The 15,174-nt window shown below is 62.4% G+C and carries 15 protein-coding genes; 6 read left to right on the forward strand and 9 right to left on the reverse strand.

From position 1 onward, the window contains the following. Positions 1-43 precede the first annotated feature (43 nt). Both BM017_RS26215 and BM017_RS26220 read left to right on the forward strand, forming a co-directional pair. Entirely contained in the window at positions 44-235 is a 192-nt protein-coding gene (locus BM017_RS26215) for a Flp family type IVb pilin (protein ID WP_058423609.1), read from the forward strand. A 58-nt stretch (positions 236-293) separates the two neighbouring features. Further along, positions 294-698: a response regulator gene (locus BM017_RS26220; protein WP_071491573.1), complete on the forward strand. Its 405-nt coding sequence runs from the start codon at positions 294-296 to the stop codon at positions 696-698. Between the two features lie 20 nt (positions 699-718). On the opposite strand, the gene BM017_RS26225 is transcribed toward BM017_RS26220, so the two are convergent. The 4 genes from BM017_RS26225 to BM017_RS26240 form a co-directional block, all read right to left on the reverse strand. Further along, positions 719-2,401 (reverse strand): ShlB/FhaC/HecB family hemolysin secretion/activation protein, encoded by a 1,683-nt coding sequence (locus tag BM017_RS26225; protein ID WP_092250013.1) that lies wholly within the window; start codon positions 2,399-2,401, stop codon positions 719-721. Positions 2,402-2,576: 175 nt separating this feature from the next. Continuing rightward, positions 2,577-4,115, reverse strand: a complete 1,539-nt coding sequence (locus tag BM017_RS26230; protein ID WP_170856123.1) for a collagen-like triple helix repeat-containing protein — start codon at positions 4,113-4,115, stop codon at positions 2,577-2,579. Between the two features lie 301 nt (positions 4,116-4,416). Continuing rightward, positions 4,417-5,265: a MaoC family dehydratase gene (locus BM017_RS26235; RefSeq protein WP_092250016.1), complete on the reverse strand. Its 849-nt coding sequence runs from the start codon at positions 5,263-5,265 to the stop codon at positions 4,417-4,419. A 2-nt stretch (positions 5,266-5,267) separates the two neighbouring features. Then, on the reverse strand, positions 5,268-6,611 hold the full coding sequence (locus tag BM017_RS26240; RefSeq protein WP_092250019.1) for a 3-oxoacyl-ACP reductase: 1,344 nt from the start codon (positions 6,609-6,611) through the stop codon (positions 5,268-5,270). Positions 6,612-6,716: 105 nt separating this feature from the next. Here BM017_RS26240 and BM017_RS26245 point away from each other — a divergent pair, with 105 nt between their 5' ends. Beyond that, positions 6,717-7,994, forward strand: coding sequence for an acetyl-CoA C-acetyltransferase (locus BM017_RS26245; RefSeq protein WP_092250022.1), 1,278 nt, complete (start codon positions 6,717-6,719; stop codon positions 7,992-7,994). A 124-nt stretch (positions 7,995-8,118) separates the two neighbouring features. Further along, positions 8,119-9,018, forward strand: coding sequence for a PA4780 family RIO1-like protein kinase (locus BM017_RS26250; protein ID WP_014716761.1), 900 nt, complete (start codon positions 8,119-8,121; stop codon positions 9,016-9,018). A 133-nt stretch (positions 9,019-9,151) separates the two neighbouring features. On the opposite strand, the gene cueR is transcribed toward BM017_RS26250, so the two are convergent. The 3 genes from cueR to BM017_RS26265 all read right to left on the reverse strand — a co-directional run bounded on the left by cueR (position 9,152) and on the right by BM017_RS26265 (position 12,198). Then, the gene (gene cueR / locus BM017_RS26255) at positions 9,152-9,553 is read right to left on the reverse strand and encodes a Cu(I)-responsive transcriptional regulator (protein WP_092250025.1); all 402 of its coding nucleotides are present in this window, start codon (positions 9,551-9,553) and stop codon (positions 9,152-9,154) included. Continuing rightward, a complete protein-coding gene (locus BM017_RS26260) occupies positions 9,550-11,751 on the reverse strand; it encodes a heavy metal translocating P-type ATPase (RefSeq protein ID WP_092250028.1) in 2,202 nt (733 codons plus the stop codon). The genes cueR and BM017_RS26260 overlap by 4 nt, the downstream gene beginning before the upstream one ends. Before the next feature lie 66 nt (positions 11,752-11,817). Beyond that, entirely contained in the window at positions 11,818-12,198 is a 381-nt protein-coding gene (locus tag BM017_RS26265) for a hypothetical protein (RefSeq protein WP_071491565.1), read from the reverse strand. 147 nt (positions 12,199-12,345) lie between these two features. On the opposite strand from BM017_RS26265, the gene BM017_RS26270 reads away from it, so the two are divergent. Both BM017_RS26270 and BM017_RS26275 read left to right on the forward strand, forming a co-directional pair. Continuing rightward, complete coding sequence (locus BM017_RS26270) at positions 12,346-12,543, forward strand: heavy-metal-associated domain-containing protein (protein WP_092250031.1); 198 nt, start codon at positions 12,346-12,348, stop codon at positions 12,541-12,543. Between the two features lie 85 nt (positions 12,544-12,628). Beyond that, complete coding sequence (locus tag BM017_RS26275) at positions 12,629-13,822, forward strand: Bcr/CflA family multidrug efflux MFS transporter (RefSeq protein ID WP_092250034.1); 1,194 nt, start codon at positions 12,629-12,631, stop codon at positions 13,820-13,822. 8 nt (positions 13,823-13,830) lie between these two features. On the opposite strand, the gene BM017_RS26280 is transcribed toward BM017_RS26275, so the two are convergent. Then, positions 13,831-14,013 carry a hypothetical protein gene (locus BM017_RS26280; protein WP_071491563.1) on the reverse strand — a complete coding sequence of 61 codons (183 nt, stop codon included), beginning with the start codon at positions 14,011-14,013 and terminating at the stop codon, positions 13,831-13,833. Positions 14,014-14,159: 146 nt separating this feature from the next. Beyond that, entirely contained in the window at positions 14,160-15,173 is a 1,014-nt protein-coding gene (locus tag BM017_RS26285) for a zinc-binding alcohol dehydrogenase family protein (protein ID WP_092250037.1), read from the reverse strand. Between the last annotated feature and the right edge of the window lies 1 nt (position 15,174).

A 15,174-nucleotide genomic window follows, 5' to 3' on the forward strand; every position in this document is an offset into this window, starting at 1 on the left:
TAGAGCCTTTCCGGCTTTCAGTGGCGTTTTAGGGAGAAGTCCAATGTTCCTTGACATGATGTTGAAGCTGTATGTCCAAACCCAACTTTTTTTTCAACGCAAAGACGGTGCGTCCGGGATTGAGTACGCGATCATTGTGGCCATGGTTGCATTGGTGATCGTCGGTGCCGGTTCTGGGCTGGGAACTAAGATCAAATCGATCTTCGACAGCGTCGCCACTAAGATGACCACTTGATAGCGTCTTTTTCCATGTGGAAACGCCTTATCAACGTTCTTCCTGTCCAGGTACAGCCATGAGCGCCTCTTCGACTTCCCGCCAACAAATTCTTTTGGTGGATGACGAAGAGGACGCCCTGATCGAACTCGCCGAATCCCTCGAAAACGAAGGGTTTGTGTGTTTCACCGCCAATTCCGTCACCTTCGCCCTGCAAGAATTGACACTTCACCCCGACATCGCCCTGGTCATCACCGACCTGCGCATGCCTGAGGAAAGTGGCATTTCCTTGATCAAGCGCCTGCGCGAACACACCTCGCGCTCGCACTTGCCGGTGATTGTGATGTCGGGTCATGCCGAAATGGATGATGTGAGCGACATGCTGCGCCTGCAGGTGCTGGACCTGTTTCGCAAGCCGATCTACCTGGTGCGGTTGATCGATACGTTGAACAACCTCTTCCCCCTGCCCAAAGCGAAACCTTAGAGCCTGGCCTCTATAGGGGATTACAGTTGGTAGCTGAAGCTCAGTGAGTAGCGCGGCCTGCGGTTGAAGCTGTCCAGCGCAATATCTGACATGGGTTTGGCGGCTTCCAATGCAATGTTGTAGTACTTGTTGTCACCAAAGCGCAGGCCCATCGCCGCAGATGACATATCGCTGGCCCTGACCGGCAGGTTGTTGAACCAGGACTTGGCGCGGTCGAACACGATATAGGGCTGCAGGATCCGCACCCACTCACCGGCGCGGTTGTAGCTGTAGTTGACCTCATACGCCAACCCCCAGCCCTTGTCGCCGGAACCTTGGTCATCGGGGTAGCCACGCCCGAAGTTCTGCCCGCCGAAGGTGGCACGCTCGCTGTCGGGCAGGGTGTCATCACTCCAGTAAAACGCTCCCGACAGCACGCCCTGCCAGTTATCGAAGAACTTGTCGCTCTGGACGCCGGACAGGCGCAGGCGGAAGAAATCCAGGTCCGGCTTGAGTCCTTCGAAATCACTACGGGTCTTGGCACCCATGCCGTCTATCCCCTGGTACAGGCCGGCACTGAGAATGCGTAACTGGCGCGTGTCGGCCTTGCGCCAGTCACCTTCAAAGGCCAGGGCGCGCAGGTTGGTTTCGATGTCGAAGCGCTGGGGGTAGCCCACCAGTTGGTAGCGCGTGGTCTGGTCGACTGCGTACAGGCGCGTGCCCAGGGTCAGCGACTCGTTGGGTGAGGCAATCAACGGATGGCTGAGGCCGACGGAATAGCGATCGATGGCCTGGTGCGGCTTGAGCGCGAAGCCGCCGCCCAGTTGCAGGCTGGTGTTGGGATCGGCGCGATAGCGCTCAGCGCCGAGCGCCAGTTGCGTCCCCTCGGCATTCACGAACTGGCTGTAGCCCACGCGGTAGTAATGCTCTTTATCCTTGCCAGGTGGGAGCAGACCGCTGATGTTGAGCTGCTCGCCCATGCTGGTCTGCGCGTTGCTGGCACCGGTAAGCAGGGCCTGCAGGCCACCACGGCTGTCGTCGGTCATGCTCATGCTGCTGGTGAAGGGTTTGCGGCTTGCGGTGATGTGCATGCTCGTGCCACCGTCAGTGGTACCGGGTGGTGGCACTTGGGCTTGCAACGTGACGCCCGGGATGCGGCCCATGAGCGTGGTGTAGCGCTCGAAGGTCTTGCGGGTCAGGGGGCGTTCGACCAGAAGCTTGTCGGCCAACTTGTCGACGTAGGTCGAGACCGAGCCGATGTCGCCACTTTGCTGGTAATCCTTGATATAGCCCTCCACCAGCACCACGCGCACCAGGCCGTTTTCAAAGTTCTGCTGGGGCAGGAACGCATAGGACAGCAGATAGCCGTCCTGTTGGTACCGACGTGTGATACCGCGGGTAGCTTCGATCAACTGCGCCAGGTTGGTCTCATGGCCGATCAACGGTTCGTAGGCTTTGGCGCTCTCGGCGAGAGGGTAGACCGTGCCACCCTCGATCTGCAGTTTGCGAATCGTCACCTTGGTGTCCATCATCAGCGGCTGGCCCTGGGTAGGCGGTGCTTCAGGCACCTGGGTTTGCGGCGTGACCGGTCGATAAGCATCGGCAGGGAGGTTGGGCACTGGCAAGTTGCGGATGGTGTCGTTGCTGTTGAGGTAGCTGGGAAGGGTCTCGGCCTGGGCGTAGGCGCTGAGAGAAAGCAATAACAACGGCGTCAACACGCGCATAGGACACTCCATGGTCAACTGCAGCAGCGTTTCGGGCCCACCGGGTTCTGGGACTCGGTTCGGGAGGAACATGGTGCCAAGCCGCATAAAAAAGACGAGAGACTTATTGGGGGTCTCTCGTCTCAACCAAGCGTAGGCGCTGTAGGTGAGGCCGTCTAATCGGCCAGGTGCATTTCTATTGACCGGTGAGGCCTGTGAGCAAACCGCCTACACCGGTGTTGGTGGTAGCGCCTGCACTGCCATTGGCGGAGGCGCCGACGCTCAAGCCACCGAGCAGGCCGCCACTGCTGCCGGTACCGCCAGTGACCAGGCCCCCGACCGAGCCTACCGTGCCGCCTACGGCACTGACGGTATTGCCCAGCGCGTTAGTGATCGGGTTGGCATTTGCACCGGTCAACGTGGTCCCGACGTTGGTGACTGCGGCGCCCACGTTGGTCACCAGGCCGTTGACCGGAGCACCGACGCCTGTGGTTGTGCCGATGTTTTGCGTGAGGCTGGCCACGCCTGAGGTCACCGGATTGAGGGCTGCGCCGACATTGGTTGCCAGGCCTGCGACGGGTGCCGTTGCCCCCGTGTTGGCCACGCCGGTACCACCGATGACGGTGCCGAGGGAGGCGACGGTGCCGCCCAGCGCGCCACCGGTGACACCTGCTGCGCTGACCGCGCCGTTGGTGTTGCCAGCGTTCAGCCCGTTACCGACGTTTGCCACCAGGCCACCCACCAACTCCGGCAAGCCAGGTGCGGAAGCGCCACCCGCTGGAGCGACATAACCCCCTGATTTGTCGAGCACGCCACCGACGCCGGTCAATGCGCCACCCACGATGTCAGTGACGGGGTTACCGGTACCGCCTGCGCTGGCCACCTGGCCACCCAGGCCGGTGACTGCGGCACCGACCTTATCCACCAGGCCGTTTACCGGGTTTCCCAGACCGGTTGCGTTGCCGAGGTTGCCGGTGGTGTTTTCCACCAACGACACCACGGGTACCAGCACTCTTGCGCCGACAGTGCCGGTGATCGAGCCCAGCGGGCCGGTGGTGCTGGCGGTACTCAAGGTATCGCCGAGCATGGTGACGGCCTGGCCAACCTGGTCGACCAGGCCTCCTGCTGCGCCCCCTACACCGCCGGTCAGTCCGCCGACGACTGGAACACCGCCCAGCGTAGTGGACAACGATCTGCCAGTGGTCGAAAGGCCGTCGCCCAAGTCGGCGACGCCATTACCTACACCCGCCACGGTGATGCCTAAGGAATTGCTGTTTGTGCCCAGGGAGCCCAGGCCTGCAGTGACGCCGGTTCCAATACTGGTGACCGCATTGCCGGTTGCGGTGACCAGGCCTCCTGCGGTGGTGCCGACGATGGGGACGCTGGTCAAAGTGTCGCCCAGATCGCCGACGGCAGCGCCTACGTTACCCACGGTGCCACCCAGGGTACCGGCAATCTGGCCGGTGACCAGAGGTGTGCTGGTCGAGCCTGTGCCGCCACCCGTACCACCGCCTGTGCCGCCACCCGTGCCACCGCCTGTGCCACCACCTGTGCCGCCTGTGCCACTGCCATCACCGCCACCCGTGCCACCCCCGGTTCCTGCACCTGCATCCGGGGAGGATGCTGCAACGCTGGATTTGTGCCCACCACCACCGCTGCTGCAGCCGCCGAGTGCCAGTGCTACTGCCAGGGCCAGCGCGGTACTTGCTTTCCAAAACACGACTTGAGTTTTCATGATTGAGTTCCTTGCACCTGTACAACCTTGGTTGTCTTCAAGCGCTCGCTACTTCTGGGGATAGCGATGCGTTTGTCCGTGCGGCTATAACAGCCCCGGCGGTGCGTTCTCTCAATGCTCTACTTGGTATTAACGATTTATATACAGCAGCGATGTACCGGTTAAGCAACTAATGCCAAGGGTGTAAAGGGTGGATGTATCAAGATATATATAGGTTATAAATCAATTGGTTAAATAAAAAAGCGGACTTCATAAAGTCCGCTATTACTTAGGGTGTATATATACAATTAATCTGTTTGTTTCAGGCGATCGGTCGCCACTTACCTACCATATGTTCAATATCGCCCGCGCCTTTCAACCGCAACTCTCCGCTGGAACCGGCGGCGCTGGACAATAACGTCACTTCACCGGGCAGGCGCACAGGTTTCCTGAACTCGACGTCGATCTCGATATTGGCGGCGGGCAAGTGTTCGCCGAGCGCGGCAACGGTGTGCGCCTTGTTCCACAACCCATGGGCGATGGCCTGGGGGAAGCCGAACAGCTTGGCGGTCAGGGCGCTGAGGTGGATCGGGTTGTAATCACCGGAGACTCGCGCATAACGACGGCCGATATCGGCGGGGGCTTTCCAGCGGGTCAGCTCGCTGACCTGGTCGGGGGGCGATTGGGCGATATCTTCTGCCGCGCCTTCCAGCTTCACGCCCCGGCACAACATGCGGCTTTCAGCTTCCCACAGCAGGCCGAGGGAGTCTTCAACCGTGGTGATCAGGTCGAAGGTTGCGCCCTTGGCGTGGGGCTTGAGGTTCTGCGCGTGTACAGCCACAGACAGGTCGCTCACACCCCCCAGGGGGCGATGAATGCGGATGCGGTTACTCAGGTGAATCAGCCCCAGCAGCGGGAACGGAAAACTCTTATCGGTGAGCAACTGCATCTGCAAACCGAACGCAAGGATATGCGGATACGTCGCCGGCAGGATCGGACTGTCGGCAAAGCCGCAGACCTTGCGATAGGCCGCTACCCGCTTGGGGTCGATGCTGACCCGGCAGCGCAACCCGTGCTCTGGCAGCGTGCGGCCGGTGATCTTGCGCTTGAGGGCCGCACGCCAATACAGCGGCGGCAGAGACGGTGCACTGTCTAACGTCTTCCATTGCATGGTTACGCCCCCAGCAGACTTTGCCCACACACCCGCAGCGCTTGCCCGCTGACCGCACCGGAACCCGGTTGGCCCAGCCAGGCTACCGCTTCGGCGACGTCCTGCGGCAGGCCGCCCTGGCCCAGCGAACTCATGCGTCGCCCGGCCTCACGCAAGGCGAACGGGATATGCGCGGTCATCTGGGTTTCGATAAACCCCGGCGCCACGGCGTTGATACTGATGCCGCGCTCCTTGAGCAGCGGCGCCCAGGCCTGTGCGAGGCCGATCAAGCCGGCCTTGCTCGCCGCATAGTTGGTTTGCCCACGGTTGCCGGCGATGCCGCTGATCGAAGCCAGCAGCACTACACGGGCGTTGTCGTGCAGGGTGCCGCTGTCGAGCAGCGCCTGGGTCAGTACCTGCGGTGCATTGAGGTTGACCGCCAGCACCGCGTCCCAGTATTCCGGGGTCATGTTTGCCAGGGTTTTGTCACGGGTGATACCCGCGTTATGCACCAGGATGTCGAGGCCTTCGGGCAAGTGTTCGATCAATTGGTTGCCGGCGTCTTCGGCGCAGATATCCAGCGCTACGGTGCGTGCACCCAGGCGTGCGGCCAGGGCGTCGAGGTCGGCCTTGGCCTGGGGCACGTCGAGCAGGATCACCTCGGCACCATCGCGGGCCAGGGTCTCGGCGATGGATGCCCCGATGCCCCGGGCGGCGCCGGTGACCAGCGCCTTGCGCCCGGCCAGCGGCCGTGTCCAATCTTCCACCGGTGTAGTGCAAGCCTCCAGGCGGATCACCTGGCCGGAGATATAGGCGCTTTTCGGCGAGAGGAAGAAGCGCAGGGCGCCTTCCAACTGGTCTTCGGCACCGTCGCCGACATACAGCAATTGCAACACGCCACCGTTGCGCAACTCCTTGGCCAGCGAGCGACTGAAGCCTTCCAGGGCGCGTTGGGCACTGGCAGCGAACGGATCGCTGAGGTTTTCCGGCGCACGGCCGAGGATCACCAGGTGTGCGCTGTTATCCAGGTTTTTCAGCAGCGGCTGGAAGAACTCGCGCAGTTGCTTGAGCTGGTCGGTGTGTTGCAAGTCGCTGGCGTCGAACACGACGGCCTTGAGCTTGGGGCCGTGGCCGGGGATCCACGTCGACGTCTCAGCGCCGTAGGTGTAGATCGCGTCGGTGAGCTTGTTGGCGAACGCCTGCACCTTGCTGACCAGTGCACCGCCGCCCAGCAGCAATGCGCCTTCCACCGGGCGCAGGCGCCCGGCCTGCCAGCGTTCCAGGCGTACCGGCGACGGCAGGCCAATGGCGGCGACCAGACGATGGCCGAGGCTAGAGTTGGCGAAGTCGATATAACGGTCAGACATGGAACGCTCTCCGAAGGCTGGGGTTCAAAGGGTTGACCATCCCAGGGTAGCAGTCGTTCGACTAGGCTCAGTAATCCAGCCCATAACAGACAGAGGGAGCTTTCCATGACTCAATTGCGCCGTGTAGCGATCATTGGCGGTAACCGCATTCCCTTCGCCCGTTCCAATGGCCCCTATGCCACGGCGAGCAACCAGGCAATGCTGACCGCGGCCCTCGAAGGCCTGATCGAACGCTACAACCTGCACGGCCTGCGCCTGGGCGAAGTGGCTGCCGGCGCGGTGCTCAAGCACTCGAGGGATTTCAACTTGACCCGCGAATGTGTGCTTGGCTCGCGCCTGTCCCCGCAAACCCCGGCCTATGACATTCAACAGGCCTGCGGCACCGGCCTGGAAGCGGCGTTGCTGGTGGCCAACAAGATCGCCCTGGGCCAGATCGAATGCGGGATTGCCGGTGGGGTCGACACCACCTCCGACGCACCGATCGGGGTGAACGAAGGGCTGCGCAGGCTTTTGCTGCAAGCCAACCGCAGCAAGTCCATGGCGGATAAATTAAAAGTCCTGTTACAACTTCGTCCCCATCACCTCAAGCCGGAACTGCCGCGCAACGGCGAACCGCGTACCGGTTTGTCCATGGGCCAGCACTGCGAATTGATGGCGCAGACCTGGCAGATCCCCCGCGCCGAGCAGGACCAGTTGGCCCTGGAAAGCCACCAGAAAATGGCCGCCGCCTATGCCGAGGGCTGGCACAACGATCTGCTCACGCCGTTCCTGGGCCTGACCCGCGACAACAACCTGCGTCCCGACCTGACCCTGGAAAAACTCGCCGCCCTTAAACCCGCCTTCGAACGCAGCGCAAAGGGCACGCTCACTGCCGGCAACTCCACGCCGCTCACCGACGGCGCATCGTTGGTGCTCTTGGGCAGTGAAGCGTGGGCCAGGGAGCGCGGCCTGCCGATCCTCGCGTACCTGCGCGATGGCGAAGCGGCGGCGGTGGACTTCGTCAACGGTGCCGAAGGCCTGCTGATGGCGCCGGTGTATGCGGTACCGCGCTTGCTGGCGAGGAACGGTCTGACGCTGCAGGACTTCGATTACTACGAGATCCACGAAGCCTTCGCTGCCCAAGTGTTGTGCACGCTCAAGGCTTGGGAGGATGCGGACTACTGCAAGACGCGCCTTGGACTTGACGCCCCCTTGGGTTCCATCGACCGTAGCCGCTTGAACGTTAAAGGCAGTTCCCTGGCCGCCGGCCATCCGTTTGCCGCCACCGGTGGGCGTATCGTTGCCAATCTGGCCAAGTTGCTGGACGCGGCGGGCAAGGGGCGTGGGCTGATTTCGATCTGCGCTGCGGGCGGTCAGGGTGTTACGGCGATCATCGAGCGCTGAAACTGGCATATTGGATGCATTCTTAAGTGATCAACGGTCGCTAGCCTCTCCCACCGGCGAGCTGATTGCCGTATAACGAGTGCCATACGCGTGTTTGGTAATACAGGACCCACAATAAAAGCTGATGAAGACTCCTAAACGCATTGAACCCCTGATCGAAGACGGTCTGGTCGACGAAGTGCTGCGCCCACTCATGAGTGGTAAAGAAGCAGCTGTTTATGTGGTGCGCTGCGGCAACGAATTGCGTTGCGCCAAGGTTTACAAGGAGGCGAACAAACGAAGTTTTCGTCAAGCGTCCGAATACCAGGAAGGCCGTAAGGTCCGTAACAGCCGGCAGGCCCGGGCCATGGCCAAGGGCTCCAAGTTCGGCAAGAAAGAAACCGAGGATGCCTGGCAGAACGCCGAAGTGGCTGCATTGTTCCGCCTGGCCGGTGCGGGCGTCCGCGTGCCCCAGCCGTTCGACTTCCTTGAAGGCGTGCTGCTGATGGAACTGGTGGCCGACGAGTACGGCGATGCGGCGCCGCGTCTGAACGACGTGGTGCTGGAACCGGACCAGGCGCGCGAATACCACGCCTTCCTGATTTCCCAGATCGTGCTGATGCTGTGTACCGGCCTGGTGCACGGTGACCTGTCCGAGTTCAACGTACTGCTCACGCCCACCGGCCCTGTGATCATCGACCTGCCCCAGGCGGTGGATGCGGCGGGCAACAACCACGCGTTCAGCATGCTGGAGCGGGACGTGGGCAACATGGCTTCCTATTTCGGGCGCTTTGCCCCGGAGTTGAAGAAGACCAAGTACGCCAAGGAAATGTGGGCGCTGTACGAAGCCGGCACGTTGCACCCTGCCAGCGTGTTGACCGGTGAGTTCGACGAGCCGGAAGAACTGGCAGACGTCGGCGGTGTGATCCGCGAGATCGAAGCGGCGCGGTTGGATGAAGAGCGCCGCCAGGCGATTCGCGCGGCGGACGATGCGCCGCCGAGCAAGGTGCCGGACGAACCGCCGCCGCCGCCGTGGATGCAGTGATTTCCAGATAACTGGAAATCACAATGTGGGAGGGGGCTTGCCCCCGATAGCGGTGGATCAGCCGGCTTATCTGTAGCTGACCCACTGCAATCGGGGGCAAGCCCCCTCCCACATTGGATTTGTGCACATTCGGTCAGGCGCAGCAGCTTCCGGACGCCAACTCCTTGAGAATCGGACAATCCGGCCGATGATCGCCCTGGCAGTGCTCCACCAGGTCCTGCAAGGTATCGCGCAGTTGCCCCAGCTCAAGAATCTTCTGGTTCAATGCCTCGATATGCTGGCGCGCCAAGGCTTTTACATCGGCGCTGGCCCGTTGCCGGTCCTGCCACAGGGTCAGTAGCCTGCCGACTTCCTCCAGAGAAAATCCCAGGTCGCGCGAGCGTTTGATAAACGCCAGGGTGTGCAGGTCATCCGCGCCGTACACGCGATAGCCACTGTCGGTGCGGTGGGCTGGCTTCAGCAGGCCGATGGATTCGTAGTAGCGAATCATCTTGGCGCTGAGCCCGGTCTGGCGTGCGGCTTGGCCGATGTTCATGGGCGTCGATCCTCCAGGTCCTTGGGTTTCCAGGTCTTCAACAGTAAGGCATTGCTGACCACGCTGACACTCGACAAGGCCATTGCCGCGCCGGCCAATACCGGGTTGAGCAGGCCGAATGCGGCCAATGGAATGCCGATCAGGTTATACACAAAGGCCCAGAACAGGTTCTGACGGATCTTGGCGTAGGTCTTGCGGCTGATCTCCAGGGCTGCCGGCACCAGGCGCGGGTCGCCGCGCATCAGGGTGATACCGGCCGCGTGCATGGCCACGTCGGTGCCACCGCCCATGGCAATGCCGATATCGGCGGCGGCCAGGGCCGGGGCGTCGTTGATGCCGTCGCCGACCATGGCCACCACGCCGGTTGTCTTCAGCTCAGTGACAGTTGCGGCTTTATCGGCGGGCAGCACTTCGGCGTGTACATCGTCGATACCCAAAGCCTCGGCGACCACGCGAGCGCTGCCGTGATTATCACCGGTGAGCAAATGGCTGCTGATGTGCCGGGCCTTGAGTTGCCGTACCGCTTCCAGCGCGCCGGGCTTGAGCGTATCGCCAAAAGCGAACAGCCCCAGCACTCGCGGTTGGGCGCCTTGCTCGATCAGCCAGGACAAGGTGCGGCCTTCGGCTTCCCAGGCCTTGGCCGAGTCCGCCAGGCCCCCCGCGTTCAAGCCGTTTTCTTCGAGCAGGCGGCGATTGCCCAGGGCCAGCGACTGGCCGTCCAGGGTTCCGGCGATGCCGCGGCCGGTCAGGGATTGGCTGGCCGTCACATCGGCAACTGCCAACCCTTGTTCCTTGCACGCATCCAATACGGCTTTGGCCAAAGGGTGTTCACTGCCGCGTTGCAGTGCGCCGGCGTGTTGCAGCAGCCGCGCTTCGTTGCCATCCACGGCGACCAAGTGGGCGATTTTCGGGGCGCCTGAGGTGAGGGTGCCGGTCTTGTCGAAGACCACGGCGCTCACTTCATGGGCGCGCTCCAGGGCCTCGGCGTCCTTGATCAGGATGCCGTGGCGGGCGGCAACGCCGGTGCCGGCCATGATTGCGGTGGGTGTGGCCAGGCCCAAGGCACAGGGGCAGGCGATCACCAGCACATCCACGGCATTGATGATCGCGGTCTCCAGGGAAGCACCGTACAGCCACCAGCCCACCAGGGTGATCAACGCCAGCACCAGCACGGCCGGGACAAACACTTGGCTGACTTTATCCACCAGCTTCTGGATCGGTGCCTTGGCGGCCTGGGCGTCTTCCACCAGACGGATGATCCGCGCCAGCACGCTTTCGGCGCCGAGGGCCAGGGTGCGTACCAGCAGGCGGCCTTCGCCGTTGATGGCGCCACCGGTGACTTTGTCGCCAGGTTGCTTTGGCACCGGCAGGCTTTCGCCGCTGATCAACGCTTCGTCGGCGTGGCTCTGACCCTCGACCACTTCACCGTCCACCGGGAAGCGTTCGCCGGGTTTCACCAGCACCAGGTCATTGAGCTTGAGGACGCTGATGGCGACGTCTTCTTCGCGGCCATCCAGTACCCGAATCGCTCGCTCCGGGCGCAGGGCTTCCAGGGCGCGGATGGCGCTGGCGGTCTGGCGTTTGGCGCGGCTCTCCAGGTATTTACCCAGTAGCACCAGGGCGATCACCACGGCCGACGCTTCGAAGTACAGGTGCGGCGTCATGCCTGGGTGAGCGGTGAGCCACTCGTAGATACTCAGGCCGTAACCGGCGCTGGTGCCGATGGCGACCAGCAGGTCCATATTGCCGGCACCGGCCCGCACGGCTTTCCAGGCAGCAATATAAAAGCGTGCGCCGAAGATGAATTGGACCGGCGTGGCCAGGGCGAACTGCGCCCAGGCCGGCAGCATCCAGTGCAGGCCGAAGGGCTCCACCAGCATCGGCAATACCAACGGCAGTGCCAGCAGGATCGCCAGCAGCAACGACCAACGCTCGCGGTGCAGGCGCCGGGCCTGATCGGCATCGGTGGTGGTTTCGCTTTGGGGCAGGCTGGCGGTGTAGCCGGCTTTGTCGACGGCGGCAATCAGCACGCCGGGGTCCATCACACCGAGCACTTCGACATGGGCGCGTTCATTGGCCAGGTTGACGCTGACGCTTTGCACCCCCGGCACCTTGCTCAGCGCGCGCTCGACCCGGCCGGCACAGCTGGCGCAGGTCATGCCGCCGATGGGCAGGTCAAAGGTGGTGGATCCATTCATGGGGCAGTCCTCCAGGAGAAGTTGCCCCTAGCATCAACCTTGACCTGTGGGGAAGGTCAAGCGCCTTCAGTATTCCAAGGCGGCGGGCTTGAGGTACATGCCGTCCGGGCCCTGGGCAATGCGCAACTTGCGCACATCACCGACCTTGAGCGTGATGTTCTGAGCAGGCGGTGCCAGCAGGCCCGGCAGGCAACCCGGGGATTGGCCCGGCAGTAACTTCAGGCGCAGTGACAGGTTGCCCGCCGGCAGGTTGAACGAGGTGGCCTGCTCCTGGAACAGCCGGCCCGCCAACTGGTCATTCAGGTACAGACCGATTTCGCAGTTGGTCGGCACCTCCAGGCGTTCCCGGGAAATGATCAGCACCGCATAGTCTTCTGCGGCGAAGGCTTGGGGCGCGGCGGCCGACAGGCTCATCAGGCCGGCAAGGGCAAAAAACGACCAGCGCATGGCGAATGCTCCGTGGTGTGAATCGAAGATGAGTGAAGCTTGGCCTTTGAAGCGGACAAATACCAGCCCGGCAGAAACTTCCGGAACTTGACCTTGCCATCGTGGCAAGGTCGAGACTGGGTCCAACCTCATCAAAGGAGTCATGTCATGCAAGTATTCAGCGTTGAAGGAATGACCTGCGGCCATTGCGTTCGAGCGGTGACCCAGGCGGTGCAGAACCAGGACCCGGCGGCCAGCGTGAAGGTCGACCTGGCGGCAAAAGAGGTGGGCGTCGAGAGCCGCTTGTCTGCCGAGCAAGTGATCGAGGCAATCAAAGACGAGGGCTATAGCGCCAAGCTCGCCTGACGCGGACAAATAGTTAGCGAGCTATCGTGTTCAACGCACCTAAGCGCGGCTAGACTATCGGGCTGCCGACTCACTTGGGTGCCCGATGAACCTCCGCATAATCCTGATCCTGGGTGCCTTGAGCGCCTTCGCGCCGCTGGCGATCGACTTTTACCTGCCGGGCTTCCCGGCCATGGCCAAGGCCTTTGCCACCGATGAAAAACACATCCAGCTGACCCTGGCGGTGTATTTCGGCGGCTTGGCCATCGGCCAGTTGATCTACGGTCCATTGGCTGACCGCTTTGGTCGGCGCGGTCCGCTGCTCAGCGGCGTCACCTTGTTCACCTTGGCCTCCTTCGCCTGCGCCTTTGCGCCTTCACTGGAATGGTTGATTGGCGCGCGTTTCGTGCAGGCCCTGGGCGGCTGCGCGGGCATGGTGATTTCCCGTGCCGTGGTCAGCGACAAATGCGACGCGGTGGGGTCGGCCAAAGTCTTTTCCCAACTGATGCTGGTCACTGGCCTGGCGCCGATCCTCGCGCCGCTGGCCGGTGGGTTGATGGTGGGGCTGTGGGGCTGGCAGTCGATTTTCCTGGCGCTGTCGATATTCAGCGTAATGGCGGCCATCGCGGTCGCCGTCGGGTTGCCGGAAACCTTTCCGGCCCATCAGCCGCGCCAGCCGTTGTCCGGCTCGTTGCGTCGCTATGCGGCCTTGTTGTCGGACCGCGTCTACCTCGGGTATGCCCTCACCGGTGGCATTTCGATTGCCGGGATGTTTGCCTACATCGCCGGTTCACCTTTCGTGTTTATCCAACTCTATGGCGTGCCGGCCGAGCATTACGGCTGGCTGTTCGGCTCCAACGCGGCGGGTTTTATCCTCGTGGCGCAGGTCAATGCGCGGCTGCTGTCCAAGCGCGGCCCGGCGTTCCTGCTGTCGCGCAGTGTGTGGATCTACCTGTTGGCGGCGTTGACGTTGCTGGGTATCGCGGCATTGCGCACCGATGCATTGTGGCCATTGCTGGTGCCGCTGTTTATCTGCATTGCCAGCCTGGGCTGCATTCTGCCTAACACTTCGGCCTGCGCCATGAGCGGGCAGGGTGCACGGGCCGGTAGCGCTTCGGCGTTGCTCGGCTGCATTCAGTTTGGCGTGGCCGCCGGCGCTGCTTCGTTGGTCGGCGTGTTGCACGACGGCACGGCGATGCCGATGGCCATGGTCATCAGCTTGTGCGGTGTACTGGCGGTGACGATTGCGATGTCGACCCAGCGCCTGCAACGCAAACGGGCCTTGCAGGCGCAGGTCTGAAGAGCGGGTCAGCCAGCGGCAGAACGTTGCTGGCTGATGGGGAAACGGTGGGGGGCCTGGATACGGGCTTGCAGGGTGTCGGCAAAGGCGCGGGCCTCGGCCTCGGTGCGGAAGGTGAAGGCGTCCTGGTCGAGACGCACCTGCCATTTATTGCCTGCGGATTTTGCTAACGCTTTTATCAGGATCTTCATTGCTGACTTCCTCACGTAAAAGAATCGTGGCAAAGGCGGCCAATATAAACCCGAATACGCTCACAAATATGACAAGGATCAACTCTCTGACTAGCGGTGTCGTCCATTACTCACATGAATAATGGACGACGCTGAAAGCCGTTTTTTCAGAACCCTTCCAGCACGATCTTGCCCTTGGCCTTGCCGCTTTCCAGCAGCGCATGGGCACGGCGCAGGTTGGCCGCATTGATCACGCCGAAGTGTTCGCCCACCGTGGTTTTCAGGGTGCCGGCGTCGATCAGTTCGGCCACGCGGTTGAGCAGGTTGTGCTGCTCGATCATGTCCGGTGTCTCGAACATCGAGCGGGTGTACATGAACTCCCAGTGCAACGACAGGCTTTTGCGCTTGAGCTTGCTGACGTCCAGCGCCTTGGGATCGTCGATCAGCGCCAGCTTGCCCTGGGGTTGCAGAGCCTCGACCAGCTGGTCCAGATGATGATCGGTCTGGGTCAGGCTGGCGACGTGGGTCACGTGCGGGTGGCCGGCACTTTTCAGCGCTTCGCTCAAGGGTTGGCTGTGGTCGATCACCAGCTCGGCGCCGAGGTCCCTGGCCCATGCCTGGGTTTCCGGGCGCGAAGCGGTGCCGATCACTTTCAAGGCGGTGAGCTGGCTGGCCAATTGGGTCAGGATCGAGCCCACACCACCGGCGGCACCGACGATCAGCAGGCTCTGGCCTTCATCCTGTTTACCCTCACGCACTTGCAGGCGTTCGAACAGCAGCTCCCAGGCGGTGATCGCCGTCAGTGGCAGCGCGGCGGCTTCGGCAAAGCCCAGGCTTTTCGGCATATGGCCGACGATGCGCTCGTCCACGGTGTGCAGTTCGCTGTTGCCGCCTGGGCGCACCAGGGAACCGGCGTAGAACACCTTGTCACCGGTCTTGAACAGCGTCACGTCGCTGCCGACGGCCTTGACCACACCGGCGACGTCCCAGCCCAGCACCTTGGCGGCGCCGTTTTCCGGGGCGACGTTCTGGCGCACCTTGGTGTCCACCGGGTTGACCGAGATGGCTTTGACTTCCACCAGCAGGTCACGCGGGCCGGCGACGGGCGCTGGCAGCTCGATGTCTTGCAAGGCGTTTGGATCGTTGATCGGCAGTGAGGCGTAGTAGGCAATGGCTTTCATG

Origin of the sequence: Pseudomonas sp. NFPP04 (assembly GCF_900113815.1) — a bacterium.
In the GTDB taxonomy this organism is placed as follows: Bacteria; Pseudomonadota; Gammaproteobacteria; order Pseudomonadales; family Pseudomonadaceae; genus Aquipseudomonas; species Aquipseudomonas extremorientalis.

Excerpts from the sequence above, each read along its gene's own strand:
- BM017_RS26275 (WP_092250034.1), top strand. The coding sequence starts at position 12,629 with ATGAACCTCCGCATAATCCTGATCCTGGGTGCCTTGAGCGCCTTCGCG.
- BM017_RS26260 (WP_092250028.1), bottom strand. The coding sequence starts at position 11,751 with ATGAATGGATCCACCACCTTTGACCTGCCCATCGGCGGCATGACCTGC.
- cueR (WP_092250025.1), bottom strand. The coding sequence starts at position 9,553 with ATGAACATCGGCCAAGCCGCACGCCAGACCGGGCTCAGCGCCAAGATG.
- BM017_RS26280 (WP_071491563.1), bottom strand. The coding sequence starts at position 14,013 with ATGAAGATCCTGATAAAAGCGTTAGCAAAATCCGCAGGCAATAAATGG.
- BM017_RS26265 (WP_071491565.1), bottom strand. The coding sequence starts at position 12,198 with ATGCGCTGGTCGTTTTTTGCCCTTGCCGGCCTGATGAGCCTGTCGGCC.
- BM017_RS26240 (WP_092250019.1), bottom strand. The coding sequence starts at position 6,611 with ATGTCTGACCGTTATATCGACTTCGCCAACTCTAGCCTCGGCCATCGT.
- BM017_RS26245 (WP_092250022.1), top strand. The coding sequence starts at position 6,717 with ATGACTCAATTGCGCCGTGTAGCGATCATTGGCGGTAACCGCATTCCC.
- BM017_RS26235 (WP_092250016.1), bottom strand. The coding sequence starts at position 5,265 with ATGCAATGGAAGACGTTAGACAGTGCACCGTCTCTGCCGCCGCTGTAT.
- BM017_RS26250 (WP_014716761.1), top strand. The coding sequence starts at position 8,119 with ATGAAGACTCCTAAACGCATTGAACCCCTGATCGAAGACGGTCTGGTC.
- BM017_RS26215 (WP_058423609.1), top strand. The coding sequence starts at position 44 with ATGTTCCTTGACATGATGTTGAAGCTGTATGTCCAAACCCAACTTTTT.
- BM017_RS26220 (WP_071491573.1), top strand. The coding sequence starts at position 294 with ATGAGCGCCTCTTCGACTTCCCGCCAACAAATTCTTTTGGTGGATGAC.
- BM017_RS26225 (WP_092250013.1), bottom strand. The coding sequence starts at position 2,401 with ATGCGCGTGTTGACGCCGTTGTTATTGCTTTCTCTCAGCGCCTACGCC.
- BM017_RS26270 (WP_092250031.1), top strand. The coding sequence starts at position 12,346 with ATGCAAGTATTCAGCGTTGAAGGAATGACCTGCGGCCATTGCGTTCGA.
- BM017_RS26230 (WP_170856123.1), bottom strand. The coding sequence starts at position 4,115 with ATGAAAACTCAAGTCGTGTTTTGGAAAGCAAGTACCGCGCTGGCCCTG.
- BM017_RS26285 (WP_092250037.1), bottom strand. The coding sequence starts at position 15,173 with ATGAAAGCCATTGCCTACTACGCCTCACTGCCGATCAACGATCCAAAC.